This window comes from Pseudoduganella sp. OTU4001, from assembly GCF_038440195.1.
GTDB lineage: Bacteria > Pseudomonadota > Gammaproteobacteria > Burkholderiales > Burkholderiaceae_D > Rugamonas.
This window is the reverse complement of record NZ_JASATG010000001.1, coordinates 78007-94239: the sequence shown is the minus strand read 5'-3', so window position 1 is coordinate 94239 and position 16233 is coordinate 78007. Positions and strand designations below refer to the sequence as shown.

Annotated in this window: 18 protein-coding genes and 1 tRNA gene; 10 read left to right on the top strand and 9 right to left on the bottom strand. The window is 62.3% G+C overall.

All coding sequences use genetic code 11. The features are described from left to right. Positions 1–100: 100 nt before the first annotated feature. Positions 101–1030, top strand: coding sequence for a sensor domain-containing diguanylate cyclase (locus tag AAHE99_RS00390; RefSeq protein WP_342113253.1), 930 nt, complete (start codon positions 101–103; stop codon positions 1028–1030). Here AAHE99_RS00390 and AAHE99_RS00385 read toward each other — a convergent pair. The 4 genes from AAHE99_RS00385 to AAHE99_RS00370 form a co-directional block, all read right to left on the bottom strand. Beyond that, positions 1010–2182 (bottom strand): acyltransferase family protein, encoded by a 1173-nt coding sequence (locus AAHE99_RS00385; RefSeq protein WP_342113251.1) that lies wholly within the window; start codon positions 2180–2182, stop codon positions 1010–1012. The genes AAHE99_RS00390 and AAHE99_RS00385 overlap by 21 nt on opposite strands. Before the next feature lie 105 nt (positions 2183–2287). After that, on the bottom strand, positions 2288–3013 hold the full coding sequence (locus AAHE99_RS00380; protein ID WP_342113249.1) for a LytR/AlgR family response regulator transcription factor: 726 nt from the start codon (positions 3011–3013) through the stop codon (positions 2288–2290). Beyond that, entirely contained in the window at positions 3001–4056 is a 1056-nt protein-coding gene (locus AAHE99_RS00375) for a sensor histidine kinase (protein WP_342113247.1), read from the bottom strand. The genes AAHE99_RS00380 and AAHE99_RS00375 overlap by 13 nt, the downstream gene beginning before the upstream one ends. Continuing rightward, positions 4053–5705, bottom strand: a complete 1653-nt coding sequence (locus AAHE99_RS00370) for a Na+/H+ antiporter (RefSeq protein WP_342113245.1) — start codon at positions 5703–5705, stop codon at positions 4053–4055. Before AAHE99_RS00370 ends, AAHE99_RS00375 begins: the two co-directional genes overlap by 4 nt. Before the next feature lie 78 nt (positions 5706–5783). Between AAHE99_RS00370 and AAHE99_RS00365 the strand changes: the two genes are divergently transcribed. Further along, positions 5784–5859 (top strand) — tRNA-Gly (locus AAHE99_RS00365). A gap of 145 nt (positions 5860–6004) precedes the next feature. Continuing rightward, positions 6005–6958, top strand: coding sequence for a chemotaxis protein (locus tag AAHE99_RS00360; RefSeq protein WP_342113243.1), 954 nt, complete (start codon positions 6005–6007; stop codon positions 6956–6958). Here the strand turns inward: AAHE99_RS00360 and fghA are convergent. Then, positions 6951–7799 (bottom strand): S-formylglutathione hydrolase, encoded by an 849-nt coding sequence (fghA, locus tag AAHE99_RS00355; RefSeq protein WP_342113241.1) that lies wholly within the window; start codon positions 7797–7799, stop codon positions 6951–6953. The genes AAHE99_RS00360 and fghA overlap by 8 nt on opposite strands. A 74-nt stretch (positions 7800–7873) precedes the next feature. Between fghA and AAHE99_RS00350 the strand changes: the two genes are divergently transcribed. The 5 genes from AAHE99_RS00350 to AAHE99_RS00330 all read left to right on the top strand — a co-directional run bounded on the left by AAHE99_RS00350 (position 7874) and on the right by AAHE99_RS00330 (position 11609). Continuing rightward, on the top strand, positions 7874–9058 hold the full coding sequence (locus tag AAHE99_RS00350) for a cation:proton antiporter (protein ID WP_342113239.1): 1185 nt from the start codon (positions 7874–7876) through the stop codon (positions 9056–9058). Position 9059: 1 nt separating this feature from the next. Then, positions 9060–10178 (top strand): YbdK family carboxylate-amine ligase, encoded by a 1119-nt coding sequence (locus AAHE99_RS00345; RefSeq protein ID WP_342113237.1) that lies wholly within the window; start codon positions 9060–9062, stop codon positions 10176–10178. Positions 10179–10531: 353 nt separating this feature from the next. Continuing rightward, on the top strand, positions 10532–10846 hold the full coding sequence (locus AAHE99_RS00340) for a hypothetical protein (RefSeq protein WP_342113235.1): 315 nt from the start codon (positions 10532–10534) through the stop codon (positions 10844–10846). Positions 10847–10887: 41 nt separating this feature from the next. Beyond that, positions 10888–11364, top strand: coding sequence for a hypothetical protein (locus tag AAHE99_RS00335; RefSeq protein WP_342113234.1), 477 nt, complete (start codon positions 10888–10890; stop codon positions 11362–11364). Positions 11365–11450: 86 nt separating this feature from the next. Beyond that, complete coding sequence (locus AAHE99_RS00330) at positions 11451–11609, top strand: hypothetical protein (protein ID WP_342113233.1); 159 nt, start codon at positions 11451–11453, stop codon at positions 11607–11609. A 197-nt stretch (positions 11610–11806) separates the two neighbouring features. Here AAHE99_RS00330 and AAHE99_RS00325 read toward each other — a convergent pair whose 3' ends face one another. Genes AAHE99_RS00325 through AAHE99_RS00315 form a run of 3 tightly spaced genes read right to left on the bottom strand, consistent with a single transcriptional unit; the run spans position 11807 to position 13850 of the window. Next, positions 11807–12760, bottom strand: a complete 954-nt coding sequence (locus AAHE99_RS00325) for a gamma-glutamyl-gamma-aminobutyrate hydrolase family protein (protein WP_342113231.1) — start codon at positions 12758–12760, stop codon at positions 11807–11809. A gap of 58 nt (positions 12761–12818) precedes the next feature. After that, complete coding sequence (locus AAHE99_RS00320) at positions 12819–13460, bottom strand: phosphoribosyltransferase (RefSeq protein WP_342113229.1); 642 nt, start codon at positions 13458–13460, stop codon at positions 12819–12821. A 54-nt stretch (positions 13461–13514) separates the two neighbouring features. Then, a complete protein-coding gene (locus tag AAHE99_RS00315) occupies positions 13515–13850 on the bottom strand; it encodes a flagellar basal body rod C-terminal domain-containing protein (RefSeq protein WP_342113227.1) in 336 nt (111 codons plus the stop codon). 139 nt (positions 13851–13989) lie between these two features. Here AAHE99_RS00315 and AAHE99_RS00310 point away from each other — a divergent pair, with 139 nt between their 5' ends. Continuing rightward, positions 13990–14547 carry a TetR/AcrR family transcriptional regulator gene (locus tag AAHE99_RS00310; protein ID WP_342113226.1) on the top strand — a complete coding sequence of 186 codons (558 nt, stop codon included), beginning with the start codon at positions 13990–13992 and terminating at the stop codon, positions 14545–14547. Positions 14548–14749: 202 nt separating this feature from the next. Continuing rightward, positions 14750–15787: a dienelactone hydrolase family protein gene (locus AAHE99_RS00305; protein WP_446728882.1), complete on the top strand. Its 1038-nt coding sequence runs from the start codon at positions 14750–14752 to the stop codon at positions 15785–15787. Here AAHE99_RS00305 and AAHE99_RS00300 read toward each other — a convergent pair whose 3' ends face one another. Next, on the bottom strand, positions 15788–16195 hold the full coding sequence (locus tag AAHE99_RS00300; RefSeq protein WP_342113222.1) for a hypothetical protein: 408 nt from the start codon (positions 16193–16195) through the stop codon (positions 15788–15790). It lies immediately after the preceding gene. Positions 16196–16233: the final 38 nt, after the last annotated feature.

The following is a 16233-nucleotide window of genomic DNA, read 5'->3' as shown; positions in this document are numbered from 1 at the left end:
AATATGTGCGTTGCCAAGTGTACTCCGACTGGTTGCAAGCTTGTTTTTAGGTGTATATTGGGATTTCCCCAAGTCAGAAACCTTACTGATGAGGCATGCAATGATGAACGATTTTGCGGCCGCTTCCAGGGCCACCATGCAATTCCTGCGGCAGCGGCTAGGCTTCAAGCTGTGGATGGTCACCCGTACCGACGGCAATGACTGGATCGTGCTGTTCGCCGACGACAATGGATATGGCGTGAAGGCGGGCCAGGTTTATAGTTGGGCAGAGTCGCTCTGCTCGCGCATGGTCGAAGGGCAGGGGCCGCATATCGCGCCCGACGTGAAGCAGGTGCCCGGTTACGCCAGCGCACCCATACATGGCAAGATGGCGGTCGGCGCCTATGTCGGCGTGCCCTTGCGGCGTGCCGACGGCACCCTGTTCGGTACCCTGTGCGCCATCGACCCCGAGCCGCAGCCCGAGCGCATCCGCGAAGAGCAGGAAATGGTGGTGCTGATGGGCGAGCTGCTGGGCGGCCTGCTGGAAGCCGAGCTGTCCGGCACCGAGGCGGTACGCAAGGCCGAACGCACGGACGTGGACAGTACGCGCGACGAACTGACCGGCCTGTACAACCGCCGTGGCTGGGACATGCTGGTGGCGCGCGAGGAAGAGCGCTGCCGCCGTTATGGCCATCCGGCCTGCGTGGTGTCGCTCGACCTGGACGACCTCAAGTTTTACAACGACACCCAGGGTTATGCCTCGGGCGATGCGCTGCTGATCCGCTGCAGCAAGGCGCTCAAGGACGTGACGCGCGGTTCGGACGTGGTGGCGCGCATGGGCGGCGATGAATTTGCGATGCTGATGGTGGAGTGCGATTACTTCGACGCCCAGGCCATGCTGCTGCGGGTGCAGGAGACCCTGGCCGGCTACGATGTGCGGGCGTCGATCGGGATGGCGATGCGCAAGGCCGGCATCGACCTGGAGGAAGCCCTCGCTATTGCCGATGCCGAGATGTACCGTGCCAAGCGGTCACGCAAGGTTTTGAACTAAGTCTTTCCGGGCGGCGGACTGCGGTTCCGCCGCCTTGCCCAGCCCAAACAGTGGCCGCAGCAGCGGTATGCGGCGCACTACCTCGAATACCCCAAAGCTGATTGCCAGCGTTCCCAGCACGATCAGGAGGCCCTCTGCGAACGGCGCCACGCCAGCCGGTTTCATGGCCCACGCCAGGCAGATGATCAGCGTCTGGTGCAGGATGTAGACCGGGAACACGGCCTGCGTCAGGTAGCGGCGCTTGGCGCTGTCGAAGTTCAGGTGGCGGTAGCCGAAGCCGCACACGGCCAGGATGCCGCTCCATTGGCAAGTGGCGTACACGCAGCGGGCCAGCGGCAGCCAGGTTTGCTGGAAGGTTTCGTCCATCAGGTAGAAGCCGATGATGGTGGCCCAGCTGGTGAAGAATGCGCCCAGTGCTACGAAACGTACGCTGGCCAGGCGCTGCCAGAAGCCATCCTGGTGCGCCATTGCTGCGCCCAGCAGGAACATCGGCAGGCTGAGGGCATGGTTATGCCAGTCGGCGGTCAGGTTGTGGGTGTGCGGCCAGTGCGACAGCAGCAGGATGCGGCCCGCGGCCAGGAAGGCGATCGGCAGCACGAACAGCTTCCAGCCTTGCAGGTGGCGCAGCAGCCAGCTGCCGGCGGCCTGCACGCGGCTGCTGCCGATGGCGGCCAGGATCAGGGTGTAGATCCACAGGTAGGGCAGGAACCACAGGTGGTTCCAGGTTGGCAGATCGAGGCAGCCGTTCTTGTCGCAGAAGCCGTTGTAGCCGCTCACGTACAGCTTCATGAAGTCGAAGTAGCTGCCCTGGTAGGCGACGTCCGACACGACTTCGAAATACGCTTGCGGCGGCACGATGAAGAACATGCCGAAGATGAGCGGCAGCAGCAGGCGTTTGCTGCGTTCCCTGGCCAGGCCTTTGCCGCCCAGTTTTTGCAGCAGGAAGGCCGCCGCTGCGCCGCCGATCAGGAATAGCAGCGACATGCGCCATGGGTTGGACAGCAGCATGAACGGTTCCAGGATTTGGCTTGGGCTGGCAGTCTTGATGTGCCAGTCCCAGGTGACGTAGTACATGCCGGTGTGGTACAGCACCAGCAGGAAGAAGGCACAGATGCGAAGCCAGTCGAGGAAGTAGAGGCGCTTGGTTTGCATGATTCGTCTTGTCGTGGTTGTCGATGAATCAAGCTTAGAGGCGGCGCGCCTGGCGGTCGAGCCAAAGGTGGCGAACAGCAGTTGCGAGTGGCGAACGGCTGGCGCCTATTTTTCCAGGGCTGCGAGCACTTCGGATTTGAAGCTGCGGCCGAACGGTACGACGGCTCCGCTGCGCAGTACAAGCTGGCCTTGCTGGTCGATTTTTTCGACCAGCGACAGGCGCACTGCTGCGCGTCGATGGCAGCGCATAAAACCGCTGCCCAGGTTGGTCAGCAGGTCGGTCAGGGTCTGGCGCAACAGTGGGGCGCCGTCGGTGGTGTGCAGCACCACGTAGTTGTCGGCGGTTTCCACCCATTGGATGTCTTCGATCCGCACGACGCGTGTGATGCCGCGGTCGGTCACCAGCAGTTTCTGCAGCGGGGCGCCGGGTGGGACGGTTGGGGTGGCGGGCGCTCCTGCGGCCGGGGCGGCGCGTTCGGCAAGGCGCTGGCGCACGCGCTGCAGGGCGCGCTGCAAGCGGGCAGAGTCAAAAGGTTTGAGCAGATAGTCGATGGCGTTGGCGTCGAAGGCCTGCACCGCGTATTCGTCGAACGCGGTGGCGAAGACGACCAGCGGGGCGGGGGCGGGCAGGGACGCCGCGACCTCCAGCCCATCGACTTCCGGCATTTGCACATCGAGGAAGATGACCTCGGGGGAAAGGCTGACGACTTTCTCCAGCGCTTCTACGCCATCCTGTGCTTCCTCGATGGCGCTGACGTCGGGCTCCTGCGTCAGCATGCGGCGCAGCTTGTCGCGCGCAGGGCGCTCGTCGTCGACGATCAGGATAAACATGGCACCCTCATTTCCGCCCGCACACCGGCTGGCTCAAGCTGCACCAGCGCGAGGCTGGCCCCTTCGCCATGCAGCGCCGCCAGCCGCTCACGCAAATTGCGCACGCCAATCCCGCTCCGCCCTGCGCTGGCGGCACCGTCCGCGCCAGGCGTGGCGAGCCGGCCGGCGTCATCGCTGATGGCGAGCACAAGGCTGTCGTCTTCGCGCTTCGCACTGATGGCGATCTTTGTCACGCCGCGCCGCCGCTCGACGGTATGCTTGAACACGTTCTCCAGCAAGGGCTGCATGCTCATCACCGGCACCAGGCACTCGCCACAGGTGGCATCAATATCCCAATCCATCCGCACGCGGTCGACAAACCGCTCCTCCATCAGCCGCGCATAGCCGCGCAGCAGCCGCAATTCGGTCGACAAAGGCGCCTGCTGCTGGCCGCTGACATCCAGCGTCGCCCGCAGCACATCCGCCAGCTGCACCAGCGTGGCATCCGCCCGCTCCACATCCGAATGCATCAGCGAAGAAATCGTATTCAACGCATTGAACAGGAAATGCGGCTGCATCTGCTGCGTAAGCTGGTGCAGCTGCGCCGTACGCAATTGCGCATTGGCCTGCTCGGCGGCGCGGAACGACAGCACGCCAAACGTGATCAGCGTGAAAATCACCACAAAGATCGAAATCTTGATGTTCTCGTAGAGGAAAGTCTCGCCCCAGGCCTCATGTTCGTACTGCGCGCCGAGCAGCGTGTACACGCCATGCCGGATGCCGAACGCCAGAGGCGTGAACAGCACCCACCACATTGGCAGCCACAGCGCCTGCCGCGCAAACCAGCGCGACGGCGTGACCAGCAGGCCATCATGGCGGCGCGAACCGAGGCGCTGCACGGCCAGCAGCAAGGTGGCTACCGCCATCGAGGACGATTCCCAGAGCACCGGTTGCCATAGCGGACCATGATCGTTGCGCAGGAAATCCTGCACCGCGGTCGCCACCATCATGGCCCAGAACAGCAGCCATGCGGCGAGCAGGGAAAAGGCGGCGCGGCGGTTCATTTGGCCTGCTTCTGGTGGCGTGCTTCCACCAGGTCGATCTCGCGCACCAGCTTGCGCGCGGTCTCGTCGGAGATATGGTGATGGCGTGCCAGCTCAAAGATGGCATGGCGCTCCGCCTCCATGGCCGCCAGGCGCAGCTCACGCTCGGCGCGGTCAAGCTTACGGAAATGTTCCTTGCTCTGGTCCTCCGCCGACCACGCCACGTTCAGGCGGTGCTCATACAGCGCAATCACGCGTGCCGCAGCTTGCGGCAGCACATCCGGATGGTGGGAATGGGCCAGCGCCAGTTCGGCGCGTTCGATGGCGGCAATGGCGGCCGATGCCGCCTGGCGCCGCGCCATGTCTTCCTGCTGGCGGTCGGCCGGCTCCTCAGGGAAATGCATGCCGCCCAGCAGGCGCGGCAAACCGATACTGGCCGCCAGCAGCGACAGCAGGATTACCGAGCTGGCCAGCAGGATGGTCAGGTCGCGCGCCGGGAAAGGATCGCCATTCGGCAGCAGCAGCGGCAGCGTCAGCACACCAGCCAGCGTAATCGCCCCGCGCGCGCCCGCCAGCGCAGTCGCCAGCAGCAGGCGCCAATGCGGCTTGGCCCCCTTTGGACCGCCTGCGCGCCGCGTGCGGCGGAACAGCGTGACGCTCAAAGTAGCCCACACCCAGACAAAGCGCAGCGCAATCAGGCCAAAGCTGATGGCAAGGGCGTACAGCACTAGCCACCACGGATTAAGGTGGCCGCTCTGTTCCAGCGATTCGCTGGCGCCGCGGAGGATATCCGGCAGTTGTTCGCCAAGCAGTACGAACATCACGCCGTTCAGGGTGAACTGCACGGTATCCCACACGGCGGTGCGCTGGATGCGGGTCGCGGCCAATGCCTGGCCGCCCAGCTCCACATAGCTCATGGTGATGCCCGCCGCCACCGCCGCCAGGATGCCGGAAGCATGCATGCGCTCCGCCAGCAGGTAGGCGCCGAAAGGAATCAGCAAGCTGACGAGGATAGGCGACCCGGCCGGCTCGCCGTAGCGGGCGGTCAGGCGGCCCTGCAGCCAGGCCACACCAGCGGTGACCGCAACGCCCGAAATGATGCCTGCCGCAGCCAGCCAGAAGAAGGTCAGCGAAGCGCTGGTCAGCGAAAACGTGCCTGAAAGGGCGGCCGCCACCGCAAAGCGGAAGCATACCAGGCCACTGGCATCGTTCAGCAGGGCTTCGCCCTCCAGGATATGCATCAGCCGCTTGGGAATCGGCGCGCGCGAAGCGATGGAGCCGACCGCCACCGGATCGGTGGGCGACAGGATGGCCGCCAGCGCAAACGCCACCGGCAGCGGCATGGCCGGAATCATCCAGTGGATGAAATAGCCCGCGCCCAGCACCGTAAACACCACCAGGCCGAGCGCCAGCTCCAGGATCACCACGCGGTCGCGGAACAAGCCGGTATTCGGGATGCGCCAGCCATCCAGGAACAGCAGCGGCGGGATAAACAGCAGGAAGAACATTTCCGGATCGAGCTGGATGCCGTGGCCGGACCAGGCCGCAATCCCTGCGCCCAGGCCGATCTGCACAAGCGGGAGGGGGATGCCCGCCGGTAGCATCCGCTTAAAATAGGCGCTGCCGATGACGGCCAGCAGCATTGCCAGAACAATCTCGATGGAATCCATACAAAGATTATAGTGGCAATGTTATCCAAAAAAGAACTTGTCAGGTCTGACAGGTACTGTCATAATAGCGCCTCTTCTGCGGGAATAGCTCAGTTGGTAGAGCGCAACCTTGCCAAGGTTGAGGTCGAGAGTTCGAGACTCTTTTCCCGCTCCAGAATTCTAAAAAGGACGCCTACGGGCGTCCTTTTTTTTTGTTGTTTCTTCTCCTATTCACACTCGGATGTTAAAAAAAGGCCGGTATACTGGCGAAACATTCCATACCAAAGGGAATGCTAATTACAGTAGATTGGAGCGAATAGATGAATTCCGTTCAACAAGAAGTTGACGAGCGCAGTAACCTGACAAACTCCAACAAGTTCGAGTTGCTGCTGTTCCGCCTCGGCGTCGATGACACCAGCGGTAACTCTGAGCTGTACGGTATTAACGTCTTCAAGATCCGCGAGATCGTGGCGATGCCGACCGTGACCGCCGTAGCCGGTTCCGAGCCGCATATGCTGGGCGTGGTCAACCTGCGCGGACAGATTATTCCAGTGATGGATTTGCCAGGCATCGTCGGCGTCAAGCCAAAGACCGGCCTGAACATCATGCTGGTGACTGAGTTTGCCCGCACCACCCAGGCCTTCGCCGTGGAGTCGGTGGACGAAATCGTGCGCCTGGACTGGAGCCAGGTGCTGAGCGCCGAGGGCAGCCACGGCGGCGGCATGGTCACCTCCATCGCCCGCGTTGACGGCGACGTGCAGAACACCCGCCTGGCGCAGGTGCTGGACGTGGAAACCATCCTGCGCAACCTGACCCCAAGCGACGGCAAGGATATCGACGAAGCCACCATCGGCAAGCTGCCGCTGAAGCCAGGCACCTTCATCCTGGCGGCCGACGATTCCGTCGTGGCCCGCAACCTGATCGAGCGCGGCCTGGAAGCGATGCACGCGCCGTTCGTCATGCTGAAAACCGGTAAGGAAGCCTGGGATAAGCTGAACCACATCGCCGAAGGCTGCAAGGCCGAAGGCATCCCGGTGGAAGACCGCGTAGCCCTGGTGCTGACCGACCTGGAAATGCCGGAGATGGACGGCTTCACGCTGACCCGCCTGGTGAAGCAGGATGCCCGCTTCTCCAAGATCCCGGTGGTGATCCACTCTTCGCTGTCCGGCAAGACCAACGAAGACCACGTCAAAGGCGTTGGCGCCGATGCTTACGTGGCCAAGTTCGTCGCGGAAGAACTGGCGGAAACCATCCGCCGCGTCATGACTAAGTAATTGCCTTCAATTGCCGGCTGTGTAATCGCACATGGTCGGCAATAAAGCTCGAAATAAAGTAGTAGCCATGATCGTAGCCCGCATGCCGGCGCAGCTCCAAAGGCTGACCGGCGGCGCGGCACGCATCCTCGAATACCCCCGGATATAACTGCTCCTCCAGGAACTTGTCGGCCAGGCCCTGGTCGATCAATATTCCATTGGGGAAGGGCGCTTCATCCTGCGCCGCCATCAGCGCGCTGGCATCATGCGCCAGCCAGCTTGCCTGGTCCGGACCAAGATAACCATTGAATGCCTTGTGCCCCCACGGGCAGCGCGTCGGCGCGGCAATCGGCGCGAAGGCCGAGACGCTGCGGAACAGGTCCGGCCGGCGCAGGGCCAGCGTCAGCGCACCGTGCCCGCCCATCGAATGGCCGAAAATGCCGATGCGCTTTGCATCGACCGGCATTTCGTCAATCACCAGCTGGCGCAGTTCGTGGATATAGCTCTCCATGCGGTAATGGCGAGACCACGGTTCCTGTGTCGCATCGAGATAGAAGCCGGCGCCTTCGCCGAAATCCCAGCTTGCCGATTCGCCCTCAATGCCGGCGCCGCGTGGGCTGGTGTCTGGTGCGACAAGGATCAGTCCTTCCTCTGCCGCGTATTGCTGCGCACCGGCCTTGATGGCAAAAGTCTCTTCATTGCACGTAAGGCCCGCGAGATAGATCAGCGCCGGCAAGGGACCTTGCGCTGCCTGCGGCGGAATGTAAATGGAGAAGCGCATTGGCAAGCCAATCGCCTCCGACTCATGGCGGTAGAAACGCTGCACCCCGCCATGGCATACGTGTTCGCTGATCATGTCCATGCGAGGCATTGTAACCAAGTTTTGTGTGACGCGTTTTTCGCAATTGCAATATAGTACGGGCCGGAGGTACGTCTATGACCGATTTGCTAGTCATCTCGGACGAACTCGCCTGGCCCTGCGCCATGCTGCTGGCATGGCTCGCTGGTGAATTCGTCCACCGTTGGACATCGCTGCCGCGCATTAGTGTGTACGGCCTGGTGGGCTTCCTGCTGGCGCAGGCTACGCCTGATCTTCTCGTGCCGGATGGCAGCAGCCAGGTAACGCTGCTGGCCAACATCGCTTTCGGCTTGATCCTGTTTGAATTTGGTTACCGCATCAACCTGCGCTGGCTGCGCGTCAATCCCTGGATTGCGGTCAGCGGCCTGGCCGAATCCGCGCTGACATTCGGCGCGGTCTATCTGATCGCGCACTGGCAAGGCATGCCGCCGTTGACGGCGCTGCTGCTCGCATCGCTGGCCATGTCCACGTCGCCGGCCGGTGTGCTGCGCGTGATCAATGAGGAGCGCAGTTCGGGGCAAGTGACTGAGCGCGTGCTGCACCTGGTCGCCATGAATTGTGTGCTGGCGCTGTTCGTGTTCAAAGTGGTGGTGGGCTTCTGGGTATTCCAGACTTCCGGCAGCCTGACGCAGGCGGTGTCGCATAGCCTGATTGAACTGCTTGCGTCAGCCGTGCTGGGCGCGGTGGCGGGCATGGTGACGCCGGCGCTGCTGCGCAGTCTTGGCACGCTGACGCGCGACGGCACTGTGGCCTTTGCGATGGTGGTGGTGCTGCTGGTGTCGATCACCCAGGCGGCTGACCTGTCACCGGTGTTGGCCACGCTGACCTTCGGCCTGATGGCGCGCCACCGCCGCGTGACCTTCACGCGCACTCAGCGCAATTTCGGCGCGATTGGCGAATTGCTGACGGTGCTGCTGTTCGTGTTTGCCGTGTCCACGCTGGACTGGCAGCGCGTGATGTTCGGCGCCACGCTTGGCTTGCTGCTGCTGATGGTGCGCTTCGCCACCAAGACGATTGCGGTCGCGGTGTTCGCGCACGTTGCAGGCATTTCCTGGCGCAAGGGCGCATTGATTGGTGTGGCCTTGTCGCCGATGTCGGTATTCGCGATCCTGCTGCTGGAGCAGACGCGCTATATGGGCATTGTGCTCGTCGACGAACTTGCCGCGCTGGCTGCCATGACGCTGTTCATGGAGGTGCTGGGACCGATCATCACCCAGCGCGCGCTGATCCTGGCGCGCGAAACGGCGAAAGAGGAGGGCTGATATGCCGTTGGAAGAATTCAAATCGTCGCAACCGCTGACCATGGGTGTCGAGCTGGAGCTGCAACTGGTCAGCCTGTCCGACTTCGACCTGACCGCATCCAGCCCGGACTTGCTGCACCTGCTGCAGCGCAAGCCGTTCCCCGGCCACGTCACGCCCGAGATCACCGAAAGCATGATCGAGATTAATACCGACGTGCACACCAAGCACGGCGAGCTGCTGGCGCAACTGCACGAAACGCGCGATACCCTGGTGAAGGCCGCCGATACGCTGAACATCGGCATCTGCGGCGGCGGTACGCACCCGTTCCAGCGCTGGTCGGAGCGCAAGATCTTCTCCAAGCCGCGCTTCAAGGAAGTGTCGGCGCTATATGGCTACCTGGCCAAACAGTTCACCATCTTTGGCCAGCACGTCCACATCGGTTGCAACAGTGGTGACGATGCGCTCTACCTGCTGCATTCCCTGAGCCGCTACGTGCCGCACTTTATCGCCTTGTCCGCCTCGTCGCCGTACGTTCAGGGCAATGACACCCTGTTCAACTCCGCGCGCCTGAACAGCGTGTTCGCCTTCCCCATGAGCGGCCGCGCGCCCTTCATCCTCAAATGGGACCAGTTCGAGCACGAGTTCTTCTCCAAGATGGAGCACACCGGCGTGATCAAGTCGATGAAAGACTTCTATTGGGACATCCGCCCCAAACCGGAATACGGCACCATCGAACTGCGCGTGTGCGATACGCCGCTCACCGTGGAGCGCGCCGCCGCACTGGCCTGCTACCTGCAGGCCTTGTGTTCCTACCTGCTGGAGCGCAAAGAGGCGCCGCCGGAGGAAGACGACTACCTGGTCTACAACTACAACCGCTTTCAGGCCTGCCGCTTTGGCCTGGATGGCACCGTGGTGCATCCAAAGACCTACGAAAGCTTGTCCCTGCGGGAAGACATCCTCACCACGCTACGCCGCATGGATCTCCACGCCGAGGCGCTCGGGGGAAGCGCGGCGCTAAACCACCTGATGCAGGTCACGCACATGGGAAGCGACGCGCACTACCTGCGTGCGCAGTACGATACATCCGGCAGCGTAGAAGGCGTCGTGGACGCCGCAATCACTCGCTTCCGCGGGAATTAGTGTGCGCATGGCTGCTTGACTTTAGTCTCCTCCAAGTCACTATTCAAGGTATGCCACGAAATCAAGATATCCATTGGATAAGTATTGGCCATTGTTTGCTTCTTCGCGAATTGTCCCTTCCCACGGGTCCAGAAAGACTATGTTTCCTTTCTTCGTCGCTCGCGTAGCTACGACAAAATGTCCTCCGTTGCGATGCAACTTCCCGGCTACTTGTTGGTACCAACCAGTTCTGGTGCTGATAACGACCATTTTCTGGCGTCTTTTCCGCGCATTGGGCGCTGCGAAGTCCAGCGTATAATCAGGCACGCTCCCGCTTTGCATTCGGGATTTAACCAGTAAAAAGAAAACAGCTCATGAGCGATAACAGTGCCCTGGGGATTTACACCTTCGAAGGCGTTTTCGAAGGCAAGCCGGTTTATGAATACGCGTTTCCGCAAGAGCATGCGCTGCATAAGTGCATGCTGTTCTTACTGCAGGAAGGTGCAGATGCGCTGTGGGATTCTGCGATTATCGAGTGCGCCAAGTTTGGCTTCGAGAACGTGGCGATGGATACCTTCAGCGTGATGCAGGCGGACATGCTGGAGAAGCAGCCCTTCAAGGACCTGCACGCCCATATCGAGGAGGCGCTTACATTGGGCAGCTCGCTGGTTTTCTACGAGAAGCCCTGAGGCGTTAGGAATACAATGGCGTGTGCGGGAGGTGACACGTCATGAAACTCATCATCGCAGTAAGTAGCCTGGTGCTCAGCCAGGCTTCATTGGCGGGGGCGGATGCATTGCCACCGGCCGACCAGGCGGCGGCGTTCAAGGCTGCGGGATTCAGGCAGCAGGGCAAGCAGTGGAAGGCTTGCGAAGATCCGAGCTCTAGTTATGTGCCCGGTTCGATCGAGAAGGTTGAAGATCTTAACGGCGACGGTCGGCCGGAGGTGATCATCACTGAAGGCGGCAGCTTCTGCTTCGGCCATACGGGCGTTGGCTATACGCTTCTTAGCAAGCAGGCTGATGGCAAATGGAAGGTAATGTCGCGCGGCACAGGTATGCTGACCGTGCTGTCTACCAAGGGGAAGGATGGTTGGCCCGATCTCGAGATCGGCGGGCCGGGCTTCTGCTTCCCGGTTGAGCGCTGGAATGGCAGCGCGTACAAACTCCAACGGAAACAGTACGAGGGAAAGCCCTGCAAGGGGTGAACGTTTAAGCTAGCTCAATTGGCAGGAATGTCCCGCTCCGTGGCATGGCGTTTAGGCTTAACATGGGTACCCGTATGGAGAACGCCATGAAGTTTGAATCCAACCAACGTCAATTCCGCATGGATGAGACCGCTGACGACCGTGCAAAGCGGATTCGTCACCTCATTGAGCAGACGCGCAAGTATCGCAAGAAATTTCCTGCTGGCTTTAAGTTCGACCGGTACGAAGCTAATGAGCGCCGATAAAGTCTTTTTCGATACCAATATCTTGCTCTACCTGGGTTCATTAGAGGACCCCAAGACCCTGATTGCCTTAGAACTTCTTGAAGCAGGTGGAATAATAAGCGTAATGGCGGCTGTGATGTGTTGCTGACTGAGGACTTTCAACACGGGCAGCTGTTCGAGCGGCGCTTGCGGGTGTGTAATCCGTTTATGGGACTGGCTTAGAAGCGAGTTTCGCGGGCGGCGCGGAGGAAGCTGTCGAGGATGCCGGTGCAGTCGAGCAGTTCGACGCCGCCGGCGCGGTGGAACTCTGGGTGCCACTGCAGTCCCATCACGAACGGGGCGCGGCGGTAGCGGATCGCTTCGATCATATTGTCGGGGTAGGACAGCGCCTCGACCTGCATATCTTTCCCTAAGGTTTTCACCGCCTGGTGGTGGATGGAGTTGACCAGTGCGCGTGGCGGGCCTTGCACCATGCGCGGCAGCGAGGAGCCGGGCGGGAAGGTGATTTCGTGGCGATGCCGGTCGTAGTCGTCCGAGACGTGGGGATGGGCGTCCGGCACATCGCTGGCGATGTCCTGGTAAAGCGTGCCGCCGAACGCCACGTTCAGCAGCTGGCAGCCACGGCAGATGCCCAGCACCGGCTTGCCCGCTTCGACAAATTCATGCAGCAGTTCCAGCTCGTACATATCGCGCGCGCGGTCGCCGGCCCATTCGGGGCGGGTCGGCGTTTCGGCGTAGCTGTGCGGCGCGACGTCGGCGCCGCCTTGCAGCACCAGGCCGTCGAGGTGCCTGGCGTAGTCGCGCAGGCGGATGTTGGAGGGGTGCAGCAGGCCGGAGGTATTCACCGTCGGAATCATGAACACCAGCACATCGCGCGACATCACCCACTGCGCGACCGACTCTTCAAGATATTGCAGGTTCTTGCTGCGCAAGCCTGTGGCGCCGGGCTCGGGGTGGTAGATACGCGCGGAAACACCGATGTGCAATGGGCGCTGGATGATGTGGCGCGTGGCGGCAGCCGCCACGCGCCGGTAGCGCGCCAGCAGCACGCGGCCCCACAGGCTGAAAATGGTTTCGCCGGGGTCGAGGTAGCGTGGGGTGTCGTCCTTGCGGCGGTTGCGGCCGCGGTCATCTTCGCGGCGGTCGTGCTGGCGCGGATCTTTGTCGGTCATGCGCGGGCTGCCTCCTCGCCGCGAGTGTGTCACAGGCGGCGCTTAAAAGTCGCACGGCTCAGCGGCCGGTCAGCAGGCGCAGGACTTCGTCTTCCTCAACTTGAGGGAAGGCGCGGTAATGGCGGCTGACGGACATGAAGTTCATTGGCGCGGCCAGGTAGACTATTTCGTCGGCCAGCGGTGCGATCACGTCCAGCGAATCGGGTGCGGCGACGGGGACGGCTGCGATCAGGCGCTGCGGCTTGCGTGCGCGTACCGAGCGCAGGGCGGCGGCCATGGTGGAACCGGTGGCCAGGCCGTCGTCGACGATCACCACGATGCGGCCTTCCGGCTCGGCTGGCGGGCGTGCGGCGCCATAGCTGGCCCGGCGCCGCCGCATCAGCGACAGCTGCTCCTGCGTCTGCACTTCGACCCATTCCATGCTGGTGCGGGTGCGGTGAAAGTAGGGCGCCAGTTCGCGGTTGCCCATTTCGTCAACCGCGCCGACGGCCAGTTCGGGATCGATGGCGGAGGGGATTTTGCGGACCAGGACCACATCCAGCTCACCTTCCAGACGGTCGGCAAGAATGCGCCCGATCGGCACTGCGCCGCGCGGGATGGCCAGTATCAGGGGGTGTTTGCCGCGCAGGCCGGACAGCTTTTCGGCCAGCAGCTCAGCTGCTTGCGTGCGGTCCTTCAGGGGCAGATCGATGTCATCCATACGAGCCTCCACCACGCTGCCAATACGACAGCATAGCGCGGTAAGGCCCGTACGTTAAGCTTTGATGTCCAGCAGTGTGCCCAGGCGCTCGTCGGCAGCCTGTACGACTTTGGCGGACAGGTCGAAACCGGCTTTGTAGACCAGGGAATTGGTAATGGAGCTGGCCGGGTCGGTGCCGGACGGGGCGCTGCCGGCGTTGTCGGCGGCGGACAGGTCACGCGCGGCGCTGGAAATGGTGACGCTGGTGCCGCCCGGCGTTTCCTGGAAATTGGCTTGCTGCGGCTGGAAATTCTGCGTCGACAGGTTGGCGACGTTGTGCGCTTCCACGCCCAGCGCTTGCTGGTTGGACTGGAGGCCGGACAGGCCTGCCTGGAGTGCGGAGATAGCCATGGTCGTTGAATTTCCTTGAGGCAAGTGGCGCCAGTTTACCTGATTCCCGGTGGAAATGCCTATCCCTGCCCAAAAAATAAGCAGGCAGCGCAACACATGGTATGATGATGACCGCAATGATTACTGCGGGAGGCGTGCCATGAAGATCACCAAGGAAAAAGCTGCGGAAAACCGCCAAGTGCTGGTGGAGACGGCCTCGCGCCTGTTCCGCGAGAAGGGCATCGACGGCGTGGGTGTGGCTGAAATCAGCAAGGAGGCCGGGCTGACGCATGGCGCGCTATATGCCCATTTCCCCTCCAAGGATGCGCTGGCGGCGGAGGCCATGGAGTTCAGCAACCGTGCCGCCTTCGGCAAAGTCACCGAGCGGCCGGTGTCGCTGCCGGAGCTGATCGCCTATTACCTGGCGCCGGAACAGCGTGACAACCTGGCAACCGGCTGCCCGCTGGCGGCTGCCGCCAGTGAGCTGGCGCGCCAGGATGCTTCCGTCGGCGCGGGCTACACCTCGGGTTTCAAGCAGATGGTGGGCTATATCGAAAAGCAGCTTCCGCCCGGCCCTGGCCAGCGCGAGAAGGCGCAGGCGATCATGGCGGCCCTGATTGGCGGCGTGTCAGTGTCGCGCAATGTCTACAAATCCGACCCGAAACTTGCCAATGAAGTACTGGAATCGGTGCAAAACATGCTCCTTGAGCTGAGCTAATTGCTACGGTTAATGTTTTGGGATTGCTTTCCGGAACCGTGCGCATAAAAATCTAGGCTCTTGCCCATACGCACTTGTTCCGGAGCACATCATCAAAGCCTTCCTCGCCCGAGTTGCAGCTGTAGTGCTGACCTGCGCGAGTCTGCCGACCGTGCAGGCAGGGGAAGCTGCGCTCGATGCGCGCCTGAATGAGCAAATCATCATGGTTCCAGCCGGCCGCGCCCAGGACGTGCAGTTGGAAACCACTGTCTTCCGCCCGCCGGGCCCCGGCCCGTTCCCGCTGCTGATCGTCAACCACGGCAAAGCGCCGGGCAACCCCAAGCTGCAATCGCGCGACCGCTTCATCTACCTGGCGACCGCCTTTGTGCGCCGCGGCTATGCGGTGATGGTGCCGATGCGTACCGGCTTCGCCAACTCCACCGGAAAATTCGTCGAATACGGCTGCAATATGACGGCCAACGGCTACGAGCAGGCCGGCGATATCGCCGACGTGGTGCGTTTCGCACGCACCCAGGCCTGGGTCGATAGCGAGCGTATTGTGCTGGCCGGGCAGTCGTTTGGCGGCCTCGCCAGTGTGGCGGCGGCAACCCAGGAATTGCCCGGTGTGCGCGGCATCATGAATTTTGCGGGCGGCCTGAAAGTGCACGGCGACCTGTGCGACTGGCGCGGTGCACTGGTCAAAGCCTTCACCGAATATGGCCGCCGCAACAAGGTGCCGAGCATGTGGCTGTATGGCGCCAACGACAGCTACTTTGGCCCGGAGCTGGCGGCGCGCATGCATGCTGCCTTTACCGGTGCGGGCGGGCGCGCGCAGCTGGTGGCTTATGGCGCGTTCAAGAAGGATGCGCACGGCTTGCTCGGCAACCGCGATGGCGCCACCGTCTGGCTGCCGGAAGTGGAGCGCTTCCTCGGCAGCGTAGGGATGCCGACCCGCGAGGTGTATGCGCTGGCCGATCCGCCGGCACAGCGTGCGACGCATTACGCGGCACTGGAAGATGTGGAAGCAGTGCCTTATGTGCCCAAACGTGGCCGCGAGCAGTACCGTGAGTTCCTGACGAAGGCAACGCCGCGCGCGTTCGCGATTTCCAGCACCGGCTCCTGGGGCTGGGCGGAAGAGGGCGAAAACACCAACGAGAAGGCGTTGGCGGCATGCCAGGCTGCCAGCAAGGAACCCTGCCGGCTCTATTCCGTCGACAACGACATCGTCTGGCCCGAGCGCGGTACGGCCGGCCGCAACTGATCACGCCAGCGTCAGCCCCGCCAACAGCGTCAACACCGCACTCAGATAGCCGAGGGGCCGCTGCGCCCACAGCATGCGCTGCGCCATGAGGGCGCTGGGCCGGTGCAGGTGGACGAAGGCGTAGCTGGCCAGCAGGTTCTGCACGGCGACCCAGCCATGCAACAGGATGGCGGCGCCCAGCAGGGCAATGGCGCCGCCCCCGAAAGCACTGAACTCCACTGCGGCGACAATCACCGCGCCCTGGCCGATCCCCAACATCATTCCCAGCATCGCCACGCGCACCAGGCGCGGGTTGAAGTATTGGTGCTGCCATTGCGGCACCAGGCTCAGTGCGTGCAGGACGAGAATGATGGTCAGTGTGAATTGGTGCAGATCCAGCATGGACGCCAGGGACTGCAAATTTTCCACGGTTGGCCTCCGTGCTGTGGCATCCTTATGTTAAAAGT

Excerpts from the sequence above, each read along its gene's own strand:
- AAHE99_RS00390 (WP_342113253.1), top strand. The coding sequence starts at position 101 with ATGATGAACGATTTTGCGGCCGCTTCCAGGGCCACCATGCAATTCCTG.
- AAHE99_RS00385 (WP_342113251.1), bottom strand. The coding sequence starts at position 2,182 with ATGCAAACCAAGCGCCTCTACTTCCTCGACTGGCTTCGCATCTGTGCC.
- AAHE99_RS00380 (WP_342113249.1), bottom strand. The coding sequence starts at position 3,013 with ATGTTTATCCTGATCGTCGACGACGAGCGCCCTGCGCGCGACAAGCTG.
- AAHE99_RS00375 (WP_342113247.1), bottom strand. The coding sequence starts at position 4,056 with ATGAACCGCCGCGCCGCCTTTTCCCTGCTCGCCGCATGGCTGCTGTTC.
- AAHE99_RS00370 (WP_342113245.1), bottom strand. The coding sequence starts at position 5,705 with ATGGATTCCATCGAGATTGTTCTGGCAATGCTGCTGGCCGTCATCGGC.
- AAHE99_RS00360 (WP_342113243.1), top strand. The coding sequence starts at position 6,005 with ATGAATTCCGTTCAACAAGAAGTTGACGAGCGCAGTAACCTGACAAAC.
- fghA (WP_342113241.1), bottom strand. The coding sequence starts at position 7,799 with ATGGACATGATCAGCGAACACGTATGCCATGGCGGGGTGCAGCGTTTC.
- AAHE99_RS00350 (WP_342113239.1), top strand. The coding sequence starts at position 7,874 with ATGACCGATTTGCTAGTCATCTCGGACGAACTCGCCTGGCCCTGCGCC.
- AAHE99_RS00345 (WP_342113237.1), top strand. The coding sequence starts at position 9,060 with ATGCCGTTGGAAGAATTCAAATCGTCGCAACCGCTGACCATGGGTGTC.
- AAHE99_RS00340 (WP_342113235.1), top strand. The coding sequence starts at position 10,532 with ATGAGCGATAACAGTGCCCTGGGGATTTACACCTTCGAAGGCGTTTTC.
- AAHE99_RS00335 (WP_342113234.1), top strand. The coding sequence starts at position 10,888 with ATGAAACTCATCATCGCAGTAAGTAGCCTGGTGCTCAGCCAGGCTTCA.
- AAHE99_RS00330 (WP_342113233.1), top strand. The coding sequence starts at position 11,451 with ATGAAGTTTGAATCCAACCAACGTCAATTCCGCATGGATGAGACCGCT.
- AAHE99_RS00325 (WP_342113231.1), bottom strand. The coding sequence starts at position 12,760 with ATGACCGACAAAGATCCGCGCCAGCACGACCGCCGCGAAGATGACCGC.
- AAHE99_RS00320 (WP_342113229.1), bottom strand. The coding sequence starts at position 13,460 with ATGGATGACATCGATCTGCCCCTGAAGGACCGCACGCAAGCAGCTGAG.
- AAHE99_RS00315 (WP_342113227.1), bottom strand. The coding sequence starts at position 13,850 with ATGGCTATCTCCGCACTCCAGGCAGGCCTGTCCGGCCTCCAGTCCAAC.
- AAHE99_RS00310 (WP_342113226.1), top strand. The coding sequence starts at position 13,990 with ATGAAGATCACCAAGGAAAAAGCTGCGGAAAACCGCCAAGTGCTGGTG.
- AAHE99_RS00305 (WP_446728882.1), top strand. The coding sequence starts at position 14,750 with ATGGTTCCAGCCGGCCGCGCCCAGGACGTGCAGTTGGAAACCACTGTC.